Genomic DNA, 17,271 nt, shown 5'->3' with positions numbered 1-17,271 from the left:
GACACTATGAACTATGGAATTGACACCCATACAGACAATCCACCGCTGATGATTCAGACAACCTATCGAGAAGCAGTGCGAGACGCAATCCGAGAGGCAATTCTAAAAGACGATCGCGTGTTCCTGATGGGCGAAGATGTCGGACAGTATGGCGGTGCTTTTGGAGTAACAAAAGGACTGTTGAAAGAATTGGGTGCCGACAAGATCATGGACACGCCGCTGTGTGAGTCTGGGTTTACCGGAGCCGGAATTGGCGCAGCACTGAACGGAATGCGCCCGATCGTGGAAGTGATGACGGTTAACTTTAGCTTGTTGGCTGCCGATCAAATTCTCAATACAGCAGCAACCTATCTGCATATGTCCGGCGGTTTGTTCAATGTTCCGCTCGTGATTCGCATGGGAACCGGAGGCGGCAAACAACTAGCAGCACAGCACTCTCATAGTTTAGAAGGATGGTATGCTCACATTCCTGGAATTAAAGTTCTGACTCCAGCAGTGCTTGAAGATGCCCGTGGAATGCTTTGGACAGCACTGGAAGATCCCGATCCCGTTCTGATTTTTGAGAATACGTTGCTCTACAACATGGAAGGGGAACTTCCAGCAAATGCGGGAGCAGTAGATATCGATCGTGCCTGTATTCGTCGAATTGGGCATGACGTAACGCTCATTAGCTACAGTGCCAGTTTATTCAAAGCACTCGAAGCCGCAGAAACCCTGGCTCAAGAAGGCATCGAAGCAGAAGTGATTGATTTACGGGTTCTGCGTCCACTGGATGAGGCTACGTTTCTCACCTCGATCGCGAAAACGCATCGAGCCGTGATCATTGATGAAGGCTGGCGCAGTGGCAGCATCTCTGCGGAGATTAGCGCTCGCATTATGGAAAAAGCATTCTATGACTTAGATGCCCCTGTAGAACGGATTTGCTCAGCCGAAGTTCCCGTGCCCTATGCCAATCATTTAGAACAAGCTGCCTTGCCTCAATCTGCGACGATCGTCAATACAGTCCGGAGGATGGTGACTCGACATGGCTGAATTTCGTATGCCCAGTTTAGGGGCGGATATGAGAACCGGAACCTTAGTCGCCTGGAGAGCCAAACCTGGCGATCATCTCAAGTACGGTGACATTATTGCAGATGTGGAAACCGATAAAGGCATCATGGAAATTGAGGTCTTTGAAAACTGTACTGTTGAGGAACTCCTGCTGGAACCGGATACTAAAGTGCCCGTGGGAACGCCAATGGCGAGATTGAAATTAGAAAACGGTGCGGAAAAAGAAGCGATCGCGGTCACCGATCGCGAACAACCTAGCCCACCTCCTACAATCGAAGCTCCGACGATTCCAGTCCCAGATCTTCCTCAAGAAGAACGCTTGCGCGTTTCGCCCCTTGCTCGCAAGGTAGCGGCTGAACTGGAAGTGGACTTAACTCAGGTGAAAGGCACTGGAGCCGATGGTGCGATTCATCAAATTGATATAGAAGAAGCTGCAAAAGCCCGGAAACCAGCACCAAAGCCAGAAGAAAAAGTTATCCCTCCATCGCCTGAAGCGAAACCGACTACAACTGATTTTCAGGCAGGAATGCGACGCGCGATCGCGGCTGCGATGTCTCGCTCTAATCGCGAGATTCCTCACTACTATCTCGAAACTCGAATTGATATGAGCCATGCACTGAAATGGCTTGAAGCAGAGAATCAAAAGCGATCGATAAAAGAGCGTATCTTACCTGTCGTTCTGCTGATCAAAGCAGTCGCTAAAGCATTAACTGACGTTCCAGAATTGAATGGATATTGGATTGAAGATCAGCTTCAAGTCCAAGAAGCAATTCACATCGGCTTTGCGATTTCCCTACGGCAAGGAGGGCTAGTCACGCCTGCGATTCATCATGCGGATCTGAAAAGCCTCGATGAATTGATGGCGACCATGCGCGACTTAATTGAGCGTACGCGAGGAGGACATCTCCGTAGCTCAGAACTGTCTGATGCAACGATGACACTAACAAGCTTGGGAGATATCGGTGTCGAAAAAGTCTACGGGGTGATCTATCCACCCCAAGTTGCTTTGGTCGGTTTCGGCAAAATCTCTGAACAGCCTTGGGCAGAACAAGGAATGCTCGATGTTCGTCCGGTACTAGTTGCAACGCTAGCAGGGGATCATCGCGCAACGGATGGCATGATTGGTGCAAGATTCTTGCAAGCAGTCAACACACATCTTCAATCAGTAGAGAAATGGTAAAGAATACAGATTCATCAATGATTTTATGAAGGGTGAAACAATGGCAATCACTAAAACTCAAATTCAAGAAACAATGTTCAGACTCTTGCAAAAGATTGCTCCTGGGTCTTCTCCAGAAACTTTAGGCAAGGATGATGATGTTCGAGAAACGCTCGGAATTGATTCTTATGATTTTCTCAATTTCATGATTGGACTGAACGAGGAATTTGGTGTGGAGATTCCAGAAACCGACTATGGGAAACTCATCACGCTTAACGATATCGTTCAGTATATTTCTACTCACACTCAACAGTAAATCGTCGTCTTCATTGGATGAGTCCTGACTTAAGAAGTTGAAATGATTCAAACCAAGAAAAATGAAGATGACCGATACTGAGAAAATCAACCACAATGTGCATGGCAATAATTGAAATTACTGCACGATAGCGCCATAGCAACCATACCCAAATTGCTGACATCAACGCCGAAATAAAAACTGGTGCAATGAAAAGATCATGCTTGGGTAGTACCTGAATCCAAAATAGAGAATGAATCAAGCCAGAATATAAAACATTGCTGGCATAGCCACACATAAAGATGCAAATCGGTGCATTTTGAAACTTCTGGCGTCCAATGTAGCAGCCAACCAAGAACCAAAAGATAAACATGAATTGCTCAAGAATACCGTTCAACACGGAAAATACAGCGAGGTCTACGAAATGATAATGACCTGTGTCCCGCTTTACGGTGAATAAAACATAAGTTCCCGATGCTAAGAGCGTCACAATCCACCCCAAAAGCAAGGTGAGGTGATACCCTTTTTTCTCCTGCCCAGAAGCCGAACGCGGACTCAGTAACCCGTTTGCCCGATCTCGTCTAGCAATCACTAAAGCGGTCGCGATCGCACAAAATAGCCAGTAAATCCAGATACCAGTTTTAATTGCCAAAAAGGTTTCCTCTCACTGTTTTACGCTCTTTTCAAAGTACTGTCTGAAGCATAAAGGCGAACGTTTCCCATTAGCTCTGTTAATGGAAACCGCGTCCCAAATGCGGGAAGTGGGCAAGGTGCTTTGGATGACGAGTGGGAGCAATTTCTGGCGGCTTGGCTACAGTGGGTTGAGATGGAAAAGCACCCGGTTGCCTGAGATCTGTAATCAGTTGGTCAATGAGCTGAGTCGCGACATGCGCCATGATGAAAATGTGATTGTAGGCTCGCTTTTGCCCATTCACAAATAGCGTTTCACTAGATAGCGAGTACTTGAAAATAATATCGGGATTCGCTTGCTTAAACCGAATCGTCAGCGAGAGTGGTGTCCGTTCCACCCACAAAGATTCACCCAAGTGCTGCTCTAGCTCCTTGAGTTGTTGAACAGCATATTCCGCCATCTTTTCAGTATACAAGGCTTTTTCCATCTCGCCTTCATAGGAAGTTTTCGCCAAGTAGTCCCATAAAATCATCGCCGATAAACCATTGCGTGACCCGGCAAATGTGGTATCAGGAGAACCGATATACTCTGGATTATCCGGTGGACGCAACTGATATTTTGTTTTCGTCATATAGATGCCGCAGGGACAAGGTGCCCCGATCCACTTATGTCCACTCATTGCGATCGAATGCACAAATGGTAATCGGAAATCAAAATTCGGTCCGCGTTGAGCAATTTTTTCAGCATTGTATGCCATCTCCACAAAGGGCATATATGCTGCTCCTAAAGCACCATCTACATGAAACCAATATCCAGTGCGAAGATCAAATTGATTCGGATCGCTCGGGTCGTAGTAAACTTTGCGTTCATGCAGTCCATAGCGCTGAAAGATCGGCATCAGTGCTTTTCCTGCTGCTTCTACATCGTCATAAGCGCCTTTGAAAGTGGTGCCATAGTTGAAACAGATTAAGATGGGATACCCCTTGGCTGCAAAAAACTCGACGAGCTTTACTAGCGAGGGAATATCGATCGAGCCTGGTCCTGTACTGCCTTGCGTGGATGGTACTTCTTTCGACCACGGCTGACCCGGTGCTAGAGGGTTCTCGTTGGGATAGTAGTGCTGCCCTATTTGATAAAATGTATGAAGTCCGAGGACAATGCCCGCTTTGATAATCGAGTAGTGAGTATCTTCGGAGTAAAACACAACAGGGGTATAAGCATGAGGCTTTCCATCTAGCGGCAATGCCTGTTTGTAAATGAGGTGGCGAAGTAGAGATCGAGGATGTCCCCCAAAACTGGCGACCCTCGCTTCTTCTTCAGCCGTGTGTTCTTCTAGGAGGAGCTTGCCTGCTAAATAATCGCGTGCATTCCATAGTCCGTAGAGATTACCTTCGGTACATCCCATGCTGACTACATATCCCCAGTAAGACTCTCCATCGGCGGGATTATGAGGTAAGCGAGCATTCCATACCCGAGCATAGTAATCGAGTACAGCCCGCTCCATCCATTTACTATGAATCGTAAGATTCCCATCGATAAAGGGATCGCCTACGTTATTGACGTGATAGTTCAGATAGGGCTTGAGATCATCTTCGTAATCCAACTGCTGATTGACTTGGTATCCGAGGAAATTCGCCTTCTGGATAGATAAGTATTCGTGTAATCGAGCGAGTGCTTTAGCACGTTGTTCCTCGGTTAAACCTGTTGAGGATAGTTGAAAATCTTCGATCGTAATATTCCTAAGCGATGGATAGGCTGAAGATGGGTGATGGATAGGCATCGATGCGTTTGAGTGACTATCCTGATTCCTAAAATGATTCGCATCACGATTCATAACGCTTCCTCCTGACCATCACTCTTTCAATTATCGATCTATAGGCGTTGTGATGGTATTGAATTTATCTTTATTTACTTTTTGATCTATTTTGGTGCAACTGGTACAGAGTTTTTTGAGCTTTTTCGGACAATAAAAGAATGCGTGTCTACTCTCCTTGTGCTTCTTCAAGATTGAATAGACTAACAATCACACCCGCGATCGGGACTGCTAAAAAGAGACCTAGTAGTCCTGAAATCTTCGTTCCAACCAAGAGCGCAAAAAATACAACCACTGGACTGAGATGAATGGTGCTTTGCATGACACGCGGAGAAAGAAGATTATCTTGTAACTGTTGTAAAACCAAACAAATGAGTAGTACCTTGAACGCGATGAGCCAGTTACTTTGTACAAAAATAATTAAACAGACAAGAGACACGCCGAGCGTTGCACCAATGCCAGGAATTAAGTCAAACACCCCGATCGTGACCGCAAGCAAAAACGGAAATGGAATTTGAAACAGTGCAAAAACGAGAAACGTAGCAATGCTCAGCAAAAATGAGATGAGCAACTGCCCGCGAAGAAATCCGAAAAAGTTTGTTTGGACTGCGATCGACACACGGTTGCGGTGTTGGGCAGGGACTAACTTGAGTACGAGTCGCCATAGCTTTGCACCATCGATCAGCATGAAAAATGCAACAACTAAGATAATGATAAACGTGACATAATTCTGGAAGAGAACGGGCAGAGAACTAACGATCCAGTTCAAGCTCACGACAAACACATCGCGAATTTGGGCTTCGATCACGTCAAGGTTGAACGGAATGTTGCGCGCTGCCAATGTACTTTGCAGCTGGTCAAATGGATTGTTTGAAGTATTTAAAGCCTGAAGAAGTAGCGTTGCTAATTGTTGGACTTGATTGGTCAAGGTTAGCCCGATCGTAACGACTGCAGCAATAATCGTGATCAGGCTTAGTGCAATGACTAACCCTAATGCGAGTCTGCGTCCGACAAATCGCTGTAAAAATTGCAGTGGATAGTTGAGCAAGAGCGCTAGAATCCCTGAAAGCGCAAACACAAAGATCACGTACTCAAAATATTGAAAGATAGCAACTAATGCCCAACCGGAGGCAAAGAAGAGCAGAAAACGCACTAATGTATTCGTACTGATCTGGCTCCAACGCGATCGATGTTTTTTGGGATCTGGCGCTTGATTCATGATGACTACTCTCTAGGCTAAATGTGCTATTACATAGCAGCATGTGCGACTGTCAGTAGACTGGCAATCCACCTCATCATCCTGATTACAATTTCCCAGTTCCTCGTTAGAATTTGCATTGCTGTTTCAGAGCTTCTAACTGGCATGTTTGTCTTTTTCCCTGCGAAATGAAACTCCGTTTTTTGAGTGAATCTGTCTAAAGAGACATTCGCATTTTGCAAGCAAAATCGCTTCCGCCAAAAGGTAAGTCTTTCTGCCACAGATTAGGATAGAAGAGTCCAAAGATTGCAAGCGTTTCTCACGCCTGAGCCAACGATGTTGGAGCAGTCTGATTTGATCTTTCTGAAAAAACTAATTTTTTATACAGTGCCCAAAGATTAGACATTAACTCATTCGCGCATCACCTGTTTGCGGCATTCATCTGCAAGCAGAACAATCGGAGGACAGACCAGTAGTGCTAGCCATTGCATCGGTTGTAACGCGATCGTGGAAAAGATTGATTGCAGTGGAGCGAGATAGATAATCGACAGAATTAACATCCATTCAGTTGCAATTCCCAACCAGATCAAGCGATTGCTAAAAAAGCCTAAGCGAAAAATTGAAACTCGTTCGGATCGACAAGCAAACACGTTTCCGATTTGAGCAGCAACGATCGCAGCTAAAGTCATCGTCATCGCTTGGTTATAGACGATCATGGTTCTTGCATCCGCAGAATGAGACAAGATACTCGGAGTCAAGGCTTGTAAGTCACTGAAGCTATAACCTTGGCTAAACCAAACGAAAAAGAACCCTGCCATACCGAGAATTCCTTCAATTGGACCCAAAAAGCAATATGCTCGCATCAGTAATTTTTTATCAAGCAGGCGCTTTGATTTGTGACGGGGGCGTTGCTGCATTGTGCCGACTTCTGGTGCTTCTGCTCCTAACGCCAGCGCCGGAACCATATCAGTTCCTAGATCAATTGCAAGAATTTGCAGAATCACTAGCGCGGGCGGAATCTTAAACAACACCATGAACAGAAATGGGAAAAACTCAGGCACGTTGGAGACCAAGATATACGTCATGAACTTGCGAATATTCTGATAAACCGCGCGACCTTGTTCGATCGCGCTGACGATCGTGGCAAAGTTATCATCGATCAGCACAATATCTGCGGCTTCGCGTGCTACATCTGTTCCACTCATTCCCATTGCGATGCCAATATTGGCAGCCCGTAAAGCAGGCGCGTCATTCACACCATCTCCTGTGACTGCCACAATATGACCCAGAGCTTTATACGCTTCTACTAAGCGCAATTTCTGCTCCGGCATGACTCTTGCAAAGATTAAGCCGTTTTGACGTGCCAGAATTTGCCGCAGTTGCGTATTGGATAAATGACTGAGTTGCTCTCCGGTAATCACTCGTGCCTGCTGCTTGACGAGTCCGATATGTTTCGCGATCGCTTCTGCGGTCAATCCATAATCCCCGGTAATCATCGTGACGTGAATGCCTGCCTCGTGACATTGTGCAATTGCCTTTGCTACTTCAGGACGTGGTGGATCTATCATTGCAACTAATCCGAGAAACGTTAAATTCTGCTCCAACACTTCATCAGATTGCTGAATGAGATCCGAATCAACCGATTTTGTGGCAATTCCTAAAACGCGGTAGCCTTGTTTTGCGAACTCATCATTTGCTTTTGTAATCTCAAGACGATCTGCTTCAGTCATCGATTTTGTCTGTCCCTGCTGAAGGATCAATCGACTATGAGCTAAAACATCGAGGGGCGCACCTTTTGTAAATACCAGGAATGTAGTTTGAGAGAATGTAGTTTGAGAGTGTGCATCCGGCATGAATAATGAATGCGCGGATGAGTTGCCTGAAACGACAACACTCATCATACGTCGATGTGAATCAAAGGGGACTTCTCGAACTCGGGGAGCGAGGTGCTGGAGTTCATCGATCGACAATTTATTTTTAAGTGCGGCAACCAGTAAAGCAACTTCTGTGGGATCACCGATTGCTTGCCATAGACTTGACCCTGCTTGATGATTAAGTCGTGCGTTGCAACATAGAGCACTTGCGGTGAGCAGTCGATTCACGTGTGGAATTTGAGTATCACCGGTGATTTGAACTTGACCCGTCGGATCATATCCGGTTCCCGTGACTTCTAACGCGACTCCCGGAATCCAGAGTTGGCGTACCGTCATTTCATTTTTTGTCAGAGTGCCTGTTTTATCGGTGCAAATGGTTGTCGTGGCACTTAAGGTTTCTACTGCCGAGAGTCGTCGCACGAGAGCATTCTGTCTTGCCATGCGTCGAACCCCGATCGCGAGTGCTAAACTCACGGTTGGCAACAATCCTTCTGGGATAAATGCAACAATAATCCCGATCGCAAAGATGAAACTCTCTTTCACATCCATACCCACAAGCAAGGTTGTCAAAGCAAAGAGTAAAATTCCCATGCCAACTGCAATTGCAGTAATCACATGCACGACTCGGGTAATTTCAACTTCGAGCGTACTGGCATCACGTTGGATATTTGCAGTTAAGTGTGCGACTTGTCCAAATTCTGTATGTGTGGCAGTTGCATAGACGACAGCTTTAGCACGTCCAGAGGCAACGGTTGATCCTGCAAAGACGAGATTCGGCGCATCTGAGGGATGTAGTTTCTCATTCATGACTGCATCGCTCGATCGCGGAACAGGCATCGATTCTCCAGTCAGGACTGAAACATCCACAGAAAGAGACTGGCTCGAAACCAGTCTTGCATCCGCAGAAATGCGATCGCCTTCTTCGAGTTCGATCACATCGCCTGGAACTAATTCTTGAGCGGGAAGGGTTTGTAAGCGACCGTTACGATAGGCTTTGACCTGCATGGGCAGCACATTCTTGAGCGCAGATAAAGCTTGCTCCGCTTGAAACTCCTGCCAGAAGCTAAAGATCGCATTAATCCAAATGACTGCCCAGATTGCCCAACCGAGTTGGGGTGTGCCTGAAACAAAAGCGAGAGTGCCTGCCGCCCACAACAGTAACGCCATGAAGTGAGTCAGTTGGTCGGCAAAGCGTAACCACAGCGATCGTTGAGCAGGCTCAGGTAATTCGTTGTAACCATAGTGCACTAATCGCTCGGCAGCTTCTTGATCGGAAAGCCCTTCTGCGGTTGTGTTGGCATGTTCATAAACTGTCTCAGGAGGTAATGTCCAAATTGGTAGGTGTAAGTTCATGGCTCACAATTCTTCAGAAGCACTACAAAAGAAAACGCTGAAATGATAGAGAGAGACAATCATTTCAGCGCGATTATAATGTGAGAAAATAGCTTCCTACAGTTTTGCAATCAAACGAGTCAAACTGTTTCAAATGACTACGTTTTGGTTTCATGCTTGTTGGGTCAAATCTACTTTCATCACTTTAGGTTTTGCTGCTTCTGCTTTCGGAAGCGTTAAGGTTAGAACACCATCTTTGAAATTTGATTTGACTTGATTATGCTTCACCGTTGATGGAAGAGGTACGGTGCGAGCAAATTGCCCATAGTTGAATTCAGAACGGTAGTAACCTTTTTCTTCAGTTTTCGTTTCTTGTTGATGCTCGCCTTTGAGCATGACTGCTTCTGGACTAACTTGCACATCGAGATCTTTCGCTTCAATTCCAGGAATTGCGGCTTTGAGAACAATCTCGGTATCCGTTTCTTGAAGTTCGATCGCGGGCATCCACTTCATTTCACCATTCACCGCCGGGATCGGAAAATCGCGGTCTGCTAACCCTTCAAACAACCGATCCATTTGCCGATGAAGAAGATCCAATTCTCGCATTGGTTGCCAACGAATAAGCGGCATAATCTTCCCTCCTGTGTAGATTTAGATTGGAGAGAGCCTTTTGTTAGCTCTAGACTGAAAGTAGAACAAGAATTTGAGGATCTTGTGAAGATCAAAATTGAACTTCGTGACTACTGCGACGTGGGGTTGGCTGAGTGCTGGTACAATAGCCTAGCCGTAGTAGAACTTGAGGGTATCCCTCACGGTTCAGGCTACTTTGAAGTTGAGACCGCACTTCTGGCATCTGAATCGGGGCATTGAAAAATGAGGCAACAATGCCCAAACTTTGGGCACGCAGTAGAATTTTCTGAAGGGCTTGTCCTACATTTAGCCAATCGATTGGTGTGTCGCCATGGGTTCCTAAGACTGCGATCGCAGAGGCACTCTGTAAAAGTTGCTCATTCTGTTTAGCAATCTGATTGCCTAAATTAAAATAGCGAGTCAGCCAAGAAAGCACAACTGTTAAGAAATCAAATCTTGGCGGCACACCTAAAGCATAAGCAGGAAGACCATCATGTCGTGGATTAGATCCAGAGTGCATCCAAGCTGAGAGTTCTTTGCGAATTTCTGGATCTGCCATCTGTAAGCGATCAGCAAGATTGACTAAATTCAGAAGATGGGATTTTGCTTTCTGCCCTTGAACAAGATGCAACCATGCGCCTTCTTCAACTGCGATCACTTGCAACCATTGCAAAACGGTTGTAGGAATGTTCCAGGCCTCAAAGGGTCGTCGGGTCGTATGGCGTTGGGAAATTGCTTCAAACAAAGACTTCTCTTCAGCCGTTTCCTGGTTCCAACTTCCTAAACGAATCTGCGCGAGTAGATTGGGTTGATCTGAGTTGGGTAACATCTGAATGTCGCCTTGATAACCAAAATGATGTAATGCTAGTCGCAAATTTAACAATGCTGCACCACAACTAATGATCAGTTCTCGATGCTCCGGATCAACATAAGACAGAGCACGATCGAGATCTGCCCATAACTCGATTGTCTCCTGCTGAATCGTGAATTTCCAAGGTTGAGTATTGTGCCCAGAGGGTGCTAGCACAGCATAATTGAGTATGAATTGAAGTTGCTGGGTTGGACTGCCTTGCAGTGGAAAGTCTTGGTCTGAAACCTGCCACGGTTGGAGAGAGAGATGAGACATAGAATTTCACTCCAATAAATCCTGCATTCAACAAGAAGAACAGTTCAAAGTTTCTAAGGCTGTCCTTATATGAATGGTTATAGAGAAAAATCGTGAGGAAGTTGTGAGGATGATTCAGACTAATCAGATTCAGATGATGTTCCTCACAACTTCCTCATCATTGTTCCGTATTCTGAAAGGTGCGAAAAGCTAAAGGTGCGATCCTGTTAACCTGATCGCACCAGGCGTGTTTGCATCATTTCGCAAAAACATCCTGACTCTAGGCGAGGGATTTCCTATGTCGAAAACTATCCTCAACGTCGCGCAATACCCGATTCTGCAAGAAATCGAAAGGATCTTAGAATCGTATCCTCATCATCCTTATCAGCAGGCATTCGCTCATCCCGATCTGCAACAGCAGTTAGTAGCTTGGGTTTTAAATCGAGTTCCTAATGTGTTTATTGTAACAGAGGAAACTGAAGAAGCGATCGTTCATCCAACTTATGCACCGCACTGTAGCGATCAGAAATCTTGTCTAGAATTTGTGATTCGAGAAGGGATTCAAGAGGTTCTAGCTCAGAATCAGAAAGAAATTGAGCATGATATTCCACAAGAAGAAATGCCTGGACAAGCTGCTTCGCATTGGTTTGGTTAAGTTCAAGTGTGTCTGATGTTGGCAGATTTAGAAGCCATTCAAATCTGCCAATTCTAGGGCTTCTACTGTTCTTGTACCTTGAGAGAAAATTACGATGAATTGGAAGCAGTGGATTCTGGTGTTTATCTCTACGATTGTGTTGCTCTTTGCGGGTCAAGCACTCGCACAAACAGACATCAATGTGAACAACACAAATCTGATTCGATTCGGTGGAGATGTCATGGTTCAAGAAAAGCAAGTCGTCGAAAATGCTCATGCGATCGGAGGTTCTGTGATCGTGCAACCGAATGGGCGAGTCACACAAACCGCGATCGCAATTGGTGGCAATGTCACACTCAAGAAAGGGGCACGAGTCGATGGAGATGCTTATGCGATCGGCGGTAAAGTTGTGCAAGAAGAAGGGGCAACGATTGGAGGTGCAAAAGGCACATTAGGTGACGATGGCAGCATGGGAATGCATCGCGATCGTAATTCTTTCTGGGTAAGGTATGCAGCACAAAGTGCTTTTCGGATCATGAGTGCGATAATTGCTGCGATTGTTGGCGTGATTTTACTTCGCGCTGCCCCTGCATTTATGCCAAACTTAGCAGCAACGATACGGCAATATCCAAGTCAAAGTACTTTATGGGGGATTGGGGCGATTGTTGCTGTGATTGCGCTGAATATTTTCCTTGCCATTACTCTCATCGGCATTCCTTTAATTCCGTTAGTAATTTTAATCGCGAGTCTTGCCTCTTTTGTTGGCTCATTAGGACTCTCGCTCTTGGTCGGGCAAATCGTCGTAAAGAGTGGTCAGCCCACTCAAGTGCAACAATTTTTGATTGGATTATTGATTGTTACAGTTCTTGCCCTGATTCCCGGTCTAGGCGGGCTTGTTCTGTTTGTTGTGAGTGTATTTGGGCTAGGAGCATTGCTAGCTTGGAAAATAGGGAAGATACAACCCCACGCGATGGGATAGTTTATCGAGATTGCACTGATTCGACCTGAATCAGTGCAATCTCATCAGTTTTCACTACTGAAATCGTCAGCTTTTAATCGTTGCACATCATAATTGCGCCTTAATTCTAAAGGTTTGCGTTCGAGATTTTCATCGATCGCAATTGCACCTTGAAGCACTGCTCCGCTAAAGTTTGCATCAAGATCAGTTCCCGTCAAATCTACATCCGTTAAAATTGCATCACTGAAGTTTGCATGACTCAATTTCACATGAGCTAAATTTGCCCCGGTCAAATTTGCGTGTTGCAAATTTGCTCGACTTAAATCTGCATGAATTAGATAAGCTCGACTGAGATTTGCTCCGCTCAGATTTGCCCCGATTAGATTCGTGTGGCTTAGATCTGCACCTGTTAAGTCCGTTCTCCGTAAATCGCTCCCTGACAAATTTGCTTCGCCTAGATTTGCCCCTTGTAAGTTTGTCTCTGCTAAATTTACATGCTTCATGTTCGCTTGGCTGAGGTTTCCTCCGGCAAGTGATGCACCCTTAAACGTTGTGCCTTGCAACTCGGCTTGACTCAAATTTGCTTCTGCTAAGTTTGCTTGGCTGAAATCTGCGCCACTTAGATCTGCGTGGCTGAGATTCGCCCCTGCAAGGTTCGCACTGTTAAAATTGGTCGCACTGAGGTCTGCATTGAGCAGATTCGCGCCTTGTAATTCGCTGTCGGCAAAGTCTGCTCCATAAAGATGAGCATTGCTAAGATTTGCATTTGTGAGTGTTGCCTGACGAAGATCAGCGTTGATTAAGTCAGCTTCGCAGAGTTGAGCCTGATCGAGGTGAACGCCCTGTAGATTTCCACCTCTCAAGATCAAAGAATGCAGTGAAGCTTGAGAAAGATCGGGCACATAATCAGGATAAGCTTGTCTCCAAGCGTTCCAAGACTTAGCGCCTTGTTTGATCAGAATGAGTAATTGTTCGGCTACCATGATGATGCGTCCTGATTGGGGTTGAGCTAGAGAATTGCAATGAACTATCCTCCGCACAAGTTGGTGTAGAAATCTGATGTTGGGCTTTTTGGAAACTCCTCACAATACTCTTCAAAGGTGTGTTTGAGCAGTTGATCAATGCGCTGTTCGCTCAATTCAGATTGCAAAGCGTCTACGGTCTTCCAAGCAGCGATACAGGCAGGCGATCGCGCTCCTTGCTCTGTACACAGCTGATTTGCCTGTTGACGAGCTTGCTGCAATTCTGCTTCTAGATGCGGCTGTGAGATTGCAGGATGATGTCTCAAAAGCTCAGACACAGAAATCATGCCTACTTGCTGATCTTGGATCACAGGCGCTCTCAGCAATCGATGTTTCGCAAAGAGTTGGGCAACTTCTTCAACTGTTGCGGCTGGATCAATGACAATACAAGGTTTGGTCATGAGTTCAGCAACGAAGGTTGTCTCTAAATTTTTGCCGAGCGCGACTCCCTTGTACAAAATGTCTGTTTCTGTGAGGATGCCGTAACTGTCTTGCTCATTTTGTCGATCGACAATCAGCGATCGACAAGCTTGCTCTTTCATCAGTTGAACTGCTTCTGCTACAGTTGCAGTTGCTTGAATTTTGGCAGCATTCAAACTCATCAGATCAATTGCATGTAACATAGAGTTCTCCTTACCGCTTTTTCAAGTCACAAGCTAGGCTGCGAGGTCTTGAAAATGGTCGGTTGAATTCATTTTTAACTGCTTGTTTAAAGTCGAGTGAGATGTACCTGTCAATTGACCCTCTTCAAAGTTTGGCATTTCTGCCCAGCAGGAACGACAGAGCCAGTACAGCGTACCTTGACGAATGTGACGGAGTAACAGATTAGAGCAGCAGGGACAAATAGACATCACTCTGGATTCCTAAAATTTAATGCTATCGATCTCATTTTTTTTCAGGATCTCGATGAGATAGAAGCCTGAGGGAGAACATGATAGAGATTAGTTCTAAAATTTGAGGAAGTTGTGAGGATCTCTATCTCTCAAGAGATTTTGTAATATTTCGACATGTCACACAGCGATGCTCGAGAGCGATGAAGTCGTCTAAATTGCACCATAGAGCATGGATAGTTTCGCAAGCAAGATTATCTCTTCGGAGTTGCACAAGTCGGTGTATCTAGAATCCTGCGCAGCTCCTTTAACAATGCTTCAGCCGTATAAGGTTTGGGTAGAAGCACATCAACACCCACACTGGAAACATCAGCTAATGTATTGTCCAGCACTAAACCGCTTGTCGCAATGACTTTGACCTCAGCATTCATGTTTTTTAAGGTGCGGATTGCCGTAAGTCCATCCATTTCCGGCATCATCAAATCCATCAAAACGACCGCAATCTCTTGATTGTGCTTGACGTAAAGTGAGATTGCTTCAAAGCCATCACTCGCCGTAAGCACTCGATAATTCTGGTCTTCTAGCATTGTTTTGGTGATATCTTGAATCGATGTTTCGTCATCGACCACTAAAATGAGTTCACCGTGTCCAGGCAGTAGCTCTAGCGTCGCTGTTGAAGATGTACTCTGGTTCTTAGACGTGGGCAAATAGACCTTGAAGCAGGTTCCTTGACCGATTCGGCTATCGACCTCAATAAAGCCCGCATGGCTTTTAATGATGCCTAGCACGGTCGAAAGCCCTAAACCTGTGCCTTTACCGACTTCTTTCGTGGTGAAGAATGGATCAAAAATGCGATCGACGACTTCAGGCGGAATGCCCGTGCCCGTATCAGAGATAGCAATCATGACATAGTCTCCTGCTTTCGCATCAAGCTGCGTCCGGGCATAGGATTCATCAATGACAACATTGCTGGCAGAAAGGGTCAAAATTCCGCCGTCAGGCATAGCATCGCGAGCATTCACGCAGAGATTCATCAGAATCTGATGCAGTTGAGTGGGGTCGGCATAGACCAGATTGAGGCTAGAAGGGGGGAGTTCTGTGCGAATGGAAATCGATTTCGGGAAGGTGCGATTTGTAATTTCTTTAATTTCTCCAAGTAAATGAGAAATCTGGACTGCTGTGCGTCTGCCTTCAGTCCCACGCGCAAACGATAGCACTTGCTTGACGAGTTCGGCTCCGCGTTTCGCGTTGGATTCAGCAATTTTCAGGAGTTGCTGAGTGCGATCGTCTTCCTGGGGAAACTTCAACAACAACAGTTGAGAGGTCGCTAAAATAGGGGTCAGAATATTGTTGAGATCATGGGCAACACCGCTTGCTAGAGTTCCAATACTCTCTAATCTTTGAGCGCGGAGGAATTGAGCTTCAAGCTGTTTTTTCTCGGTGATATCGGTATCCACGGTCAGAATCGATTTTGGCATCCCCACTTTGTCTCGCACCAGCGTCATGCGGCTCATCACCGTGATCGCCTTGCCTGACTTGGTGAATTTTTGCAGTTCTCCTTGCCATGCGCCTTGATCAAACACAACTTTCAGCGCTGTTTCAAACTCTTGAGGCTGAAGATTGTGGAGCAGTTCAGTTGCATCCTTTTCCTGGATTTCGGCTTGTGACCAGCCATAGAGCTGTTCTGCTGCGTGATTCCAAAACAGAATGTGATTGGCAAAGTCACGAGCGTAGATAGCGTCTGATGCTTCGTTTAATAACGCAGCCTGCTCTCGAACCATTTGCTCTGCTCGCTGCCGCTCGATCAGTTCATTTTGTGTTCGCTCATAGAGTTCCGACTGTTGGATTGCAATTCCCAGTTGGGTTGCTAATTGCTGGAGGAGCGTTGTTTCGATCATTTGCCATTCATGTGTTCCTGAGCAATGATGCGCGATCAGCAGTCCCCAGATATGATTGTTTTGGAGAATTGGGACGACTAAGTTGGCTCGAACTTGGGCTTGCTCTAATAGCTCAATATGACAAGGACTTAAGCCTGCATTGTAGATATCAGACTTAGCACTTGTTTGACCTTGCTGATAGCGTTGAAGATAGTGCTCTTTAAAGCACGGATCATAAAACTCAACTGCAAGTACCGATTTCCAGGCAGGATCAACGGATTCATTGACAATTTTTCCACTGAAATCTGAATTAAAGCGAAAAATCACAACGCGATCGGTGTGCAAAAATCGCCGTACCTGATCGACCGTGGATTGTAAAATCTCATCGAGCTTGAGCGATCGCCGAATGCCTTGAGCAATTTCTCCGATTAAATGTTCTTGTTCGATTTGGTGCTGAAGTTGTTTCGTTAAGTTTTGTAGCCGCAGTTGCAGTTTGACGCGAGCAATCACTTCCTCACACTGCAAAGGTTTGGTGATGAAATCAACCGCGCCCAGGTCAAACCCGTGCACCTTGTCTACGACATCCGTGAGAGCTGTGAGAAAAATAATCGGAATCTCGCGTGTTGCTTCGTTAGCTTTGAGACGGCGGCAGGTTTCAAAGCCATCGATTCCCGGCATGAGCACATCCAGCAAAATCAAATCCGGATGGGCATAGTTAGCTTTGTCGATCGCGCTTTCGCCGTCTTCTGCGACTAAAACCCGAAAGCCGGAATTTCCCAGCAAATCAAACAGCACTTCCAGGTTCGTGGGCGTGTCATCCACCACTAATATGATTCCTTGCTCAGATGTTTTAGGCTCCATAG

At 45.8% G+C, this 17,271-nt stretch carries 15 protein-coding genes; 5 read left to right on the top strand and 10 right to left on the bottom strand.

Translation table 11 applies throughout. The features are described 5' to 3' along the window. The first annotated feature begins 6 nt into the window (after nt 1–6). Genes J0L70_RS00680 through J0L70_RS00670 form a run of 3 tightly spaced genes read left to right on the top strand, consistent with a single transcriptional unit; the run spans nt 7 to nt 2,525 of the window. Nucleotides 7–1,032 (top strand): alpha-ketoacid dehydrogenase subunit beta, encoded by a 1,026-nt coding sequence (locus J0L70_RS00680; RefSeq protein ID WP_190651748.1) that lies wholly within the window; start codon nt 7–9, stop codon nt 1,030–1,032. After that, the gene (locus J0L70_RS00675) at nt 1,025–2,230 is read left to right on the top strand and encodes a dihydrolipoamide acetyltransferase family protein (RefSeq protein WP_287452678.1); all 1,206 of its coding nucleotides are present in this window, start codon (nt 1,025–1,027) and stop codon (nt 2,228–2,230) included. The genes J0L70_RS00680 and J0L70_RS00675 overlap by 8 nt, the downstream gene beginning before the upstream one ends. A 40-nt stretch (nt 2,231–2,270) precedes the next feature. Further along, entirely contained in the window at nt 2,271–2,525 is a 255-nt protein-coding gene (locus J0L70_RS00670; protein ID WP_268180243.1) for an acyl carrier protein, read from the top strand. A 10-nt stretch (nt 2,526–2,535) separates the two neighbouring features. Here J0L70_RS00670 and J0L70_RS00665 read toward each other — a convergent pair whose 3' ends face one another. The 6 genes from J0L70_RS00665 to J0L70_RS00640 all read right to left on the bottom strand — a co-directional run bounded on the left by J0L70_RS00665 (nt 2,536) and on the right by J0L70_RS00640 (nt 11,108). Beyond that, nucleotides 2,536–3,156: a hypothetical protein gene (locus J0L70_RS00665; RefSeq protein WP_190651751.1), complete on the bottom strand. Its 621-nt coding sequence runs from the start codon at nt 3,154–3,156 to the stop codon at nt 2,536–2,538. Between the two features lie 79 nt (nt 3,157–3,235). Next, complete coding sequence (locus J0L70_RS00660; RefSeq protein ID WP_287452677.1) at nt 3,236–4,969, bottom strand: pyridoxal-dependent decarboxylase; 1,734 nt, start codon at nt 4,967–4,969, stop codon at nt 3,236–3,238. A 148-nt stretch (nt 4,970–5,117) separates the two neighbouring features. Then, nucleotides 5,118–6,167 carry an AI-2E family transporter gene (locus J0L70_RS00655; RefSeq protein WP_268180238.1) on the bottom strand — a complete coding sequence of 350 codons (1,050 nt, stop codon included), beginning with the start codon at nt 6,165–6,167 and terminating at the stop codon, nt 5,118–5,120. Nucleotides 6,168–6,556: 389 nt separating this feature from the next. Continuing rightward, nucleotides 6,557–9,373, bottom strand: a complete 2,817-nt coding sequence (locus J0L70_RS00650) for a cation-translocating P-type ATPase (protein WP_287452676.1) — start codon at nt 9,371–9,373, stop codon at nt 6,557–6,559. 150 nt (nt 9,374–9,523) lie between these two features. Continuing rightward, complete coding sequence (locus J0L70_RS00645; RefSeq protein WP_287452675.1) at nt 9,524–9,982, bottom strand: Hsp20/alpha crystallin family protein; 459 nt, start codon at nt 9,980–9,982, stop codon at nt 9,524–9,526. Nucleotides 9,983–10,073: 91 nt separating this feature from the next. Next, complete coding sequence (locus J0L70_RS00640) at nt 10,074–11,108, bottom strand: Acg family FMN-binding oxidoreductase (RefSeq protein WP_287452674.1); 1,035 nt, start codon at nt 11,106–11,108, stop codon at nt 10,074–10,076. A 277-nt stretch (nt 11,109–11,385) separates the two neighbouring features. Between J0L70_RS00640 and J0L70_RS00635 the strand changes: the two genes are divergently transcribed. Together J0L70_RS00635 and J0L70_RS00630 are read left to right on the top strand one after the other, a co-directional pair. After that, complete coding sequence (locus J0L70_RS00635) at nt 11,386–11,742, top strand: hypothetical protein (protein WP_017290666.1); 357 nt, start codon at nt 11,386–11,388, stop codon at nt 11,740–11,742. A 94-nt stretch (nt 11,743–11,836) separates the two neighbouring features. Further along, nucleotides 11,837–12,700: a DUF8173 domain-containing protein gene (locus J0L70_RS00630; RefSeq protein ID WP_287452673.1), complete on the top strand. Its 864-nt coding sequence runs from the start codon at nt 11,837–11,839 to the stop codon at nt 12,698–12,700. Nucleotides 12,701–12,744: 44 nt separating this feature from the next. On the opposite strand, the gene J0L70_RS00625 is transcribed toward J0L70_RS00630, so the two are convergent. The 4 genes from J0L70_RS00625 to J0L70_RS00610 form a co-directional block, all read right to left on the bottom strand. Then, on the bottom strand, nt 12,745–13,662 hold the full coding sequence (locus tag J0L70_RS00625; protein WP_268180227.1) for a pentapeptide repeat-containing protein: 918 nt from the start codon (nt 13,660–13,662) through the stop codon (nt 12,745–12,747). Between the two features lie 44 nt (nt 13,663–13,706). Then, nucleotides 13,707–14,324, bottom strand: coding sequence for a CBS domain-containing protein (locus tag J0L70_RS00620; protein WP_017290669.1), 618 nt, complete (start codon nt 14,322–14,324; stop codon nt 13,707–13,709). A 33-nt stretch (nt 14,325–14,357) separates the two neighbouring features. Beyond that, nucleotides 14,358–14,552, bottom strand: coding sequence for a hypothetical protein (locus J0L70_RS00615; protein ID WP_071596189.1), 195 nt, complete (start codon nt 14,550–14,552; stop codon nt 14,358–14,360). A 233-nt stretch (nt 14,553–14,785) separates the two neighbouring features. Beyond that, the gene (locus J0L70_RS00610; protein WP_287452672.1) at nt 14,786–17,269 is read right to left on the bottom strand and encodes a response regulator; all 2,484 of its coding nucleotides are present in this window, start codon (nt 17,267–17,269) and stop codon (nt 14,786–14,788) included. Nucleotides 17,270–17,271 lie beyond the last annotated feature (2 nt).

This window comes from Leptolyngbya sp. UWPOB_LEPTO1, assembly GCF_017302695.1.
GTDB classification, from domain to species: Bacteria; Cyanobacteriota; Cyanobacteriia; order Leptolyngbyales; family Leptolyngbyaceae; genus Leptolyngbya; species Leptolyngbya boryana.
The sequence above is the reverse complement of the archived record's forward strand: the minus strand, read 5'-3'. Positions and strand labels throughout refer to the sequence as shown.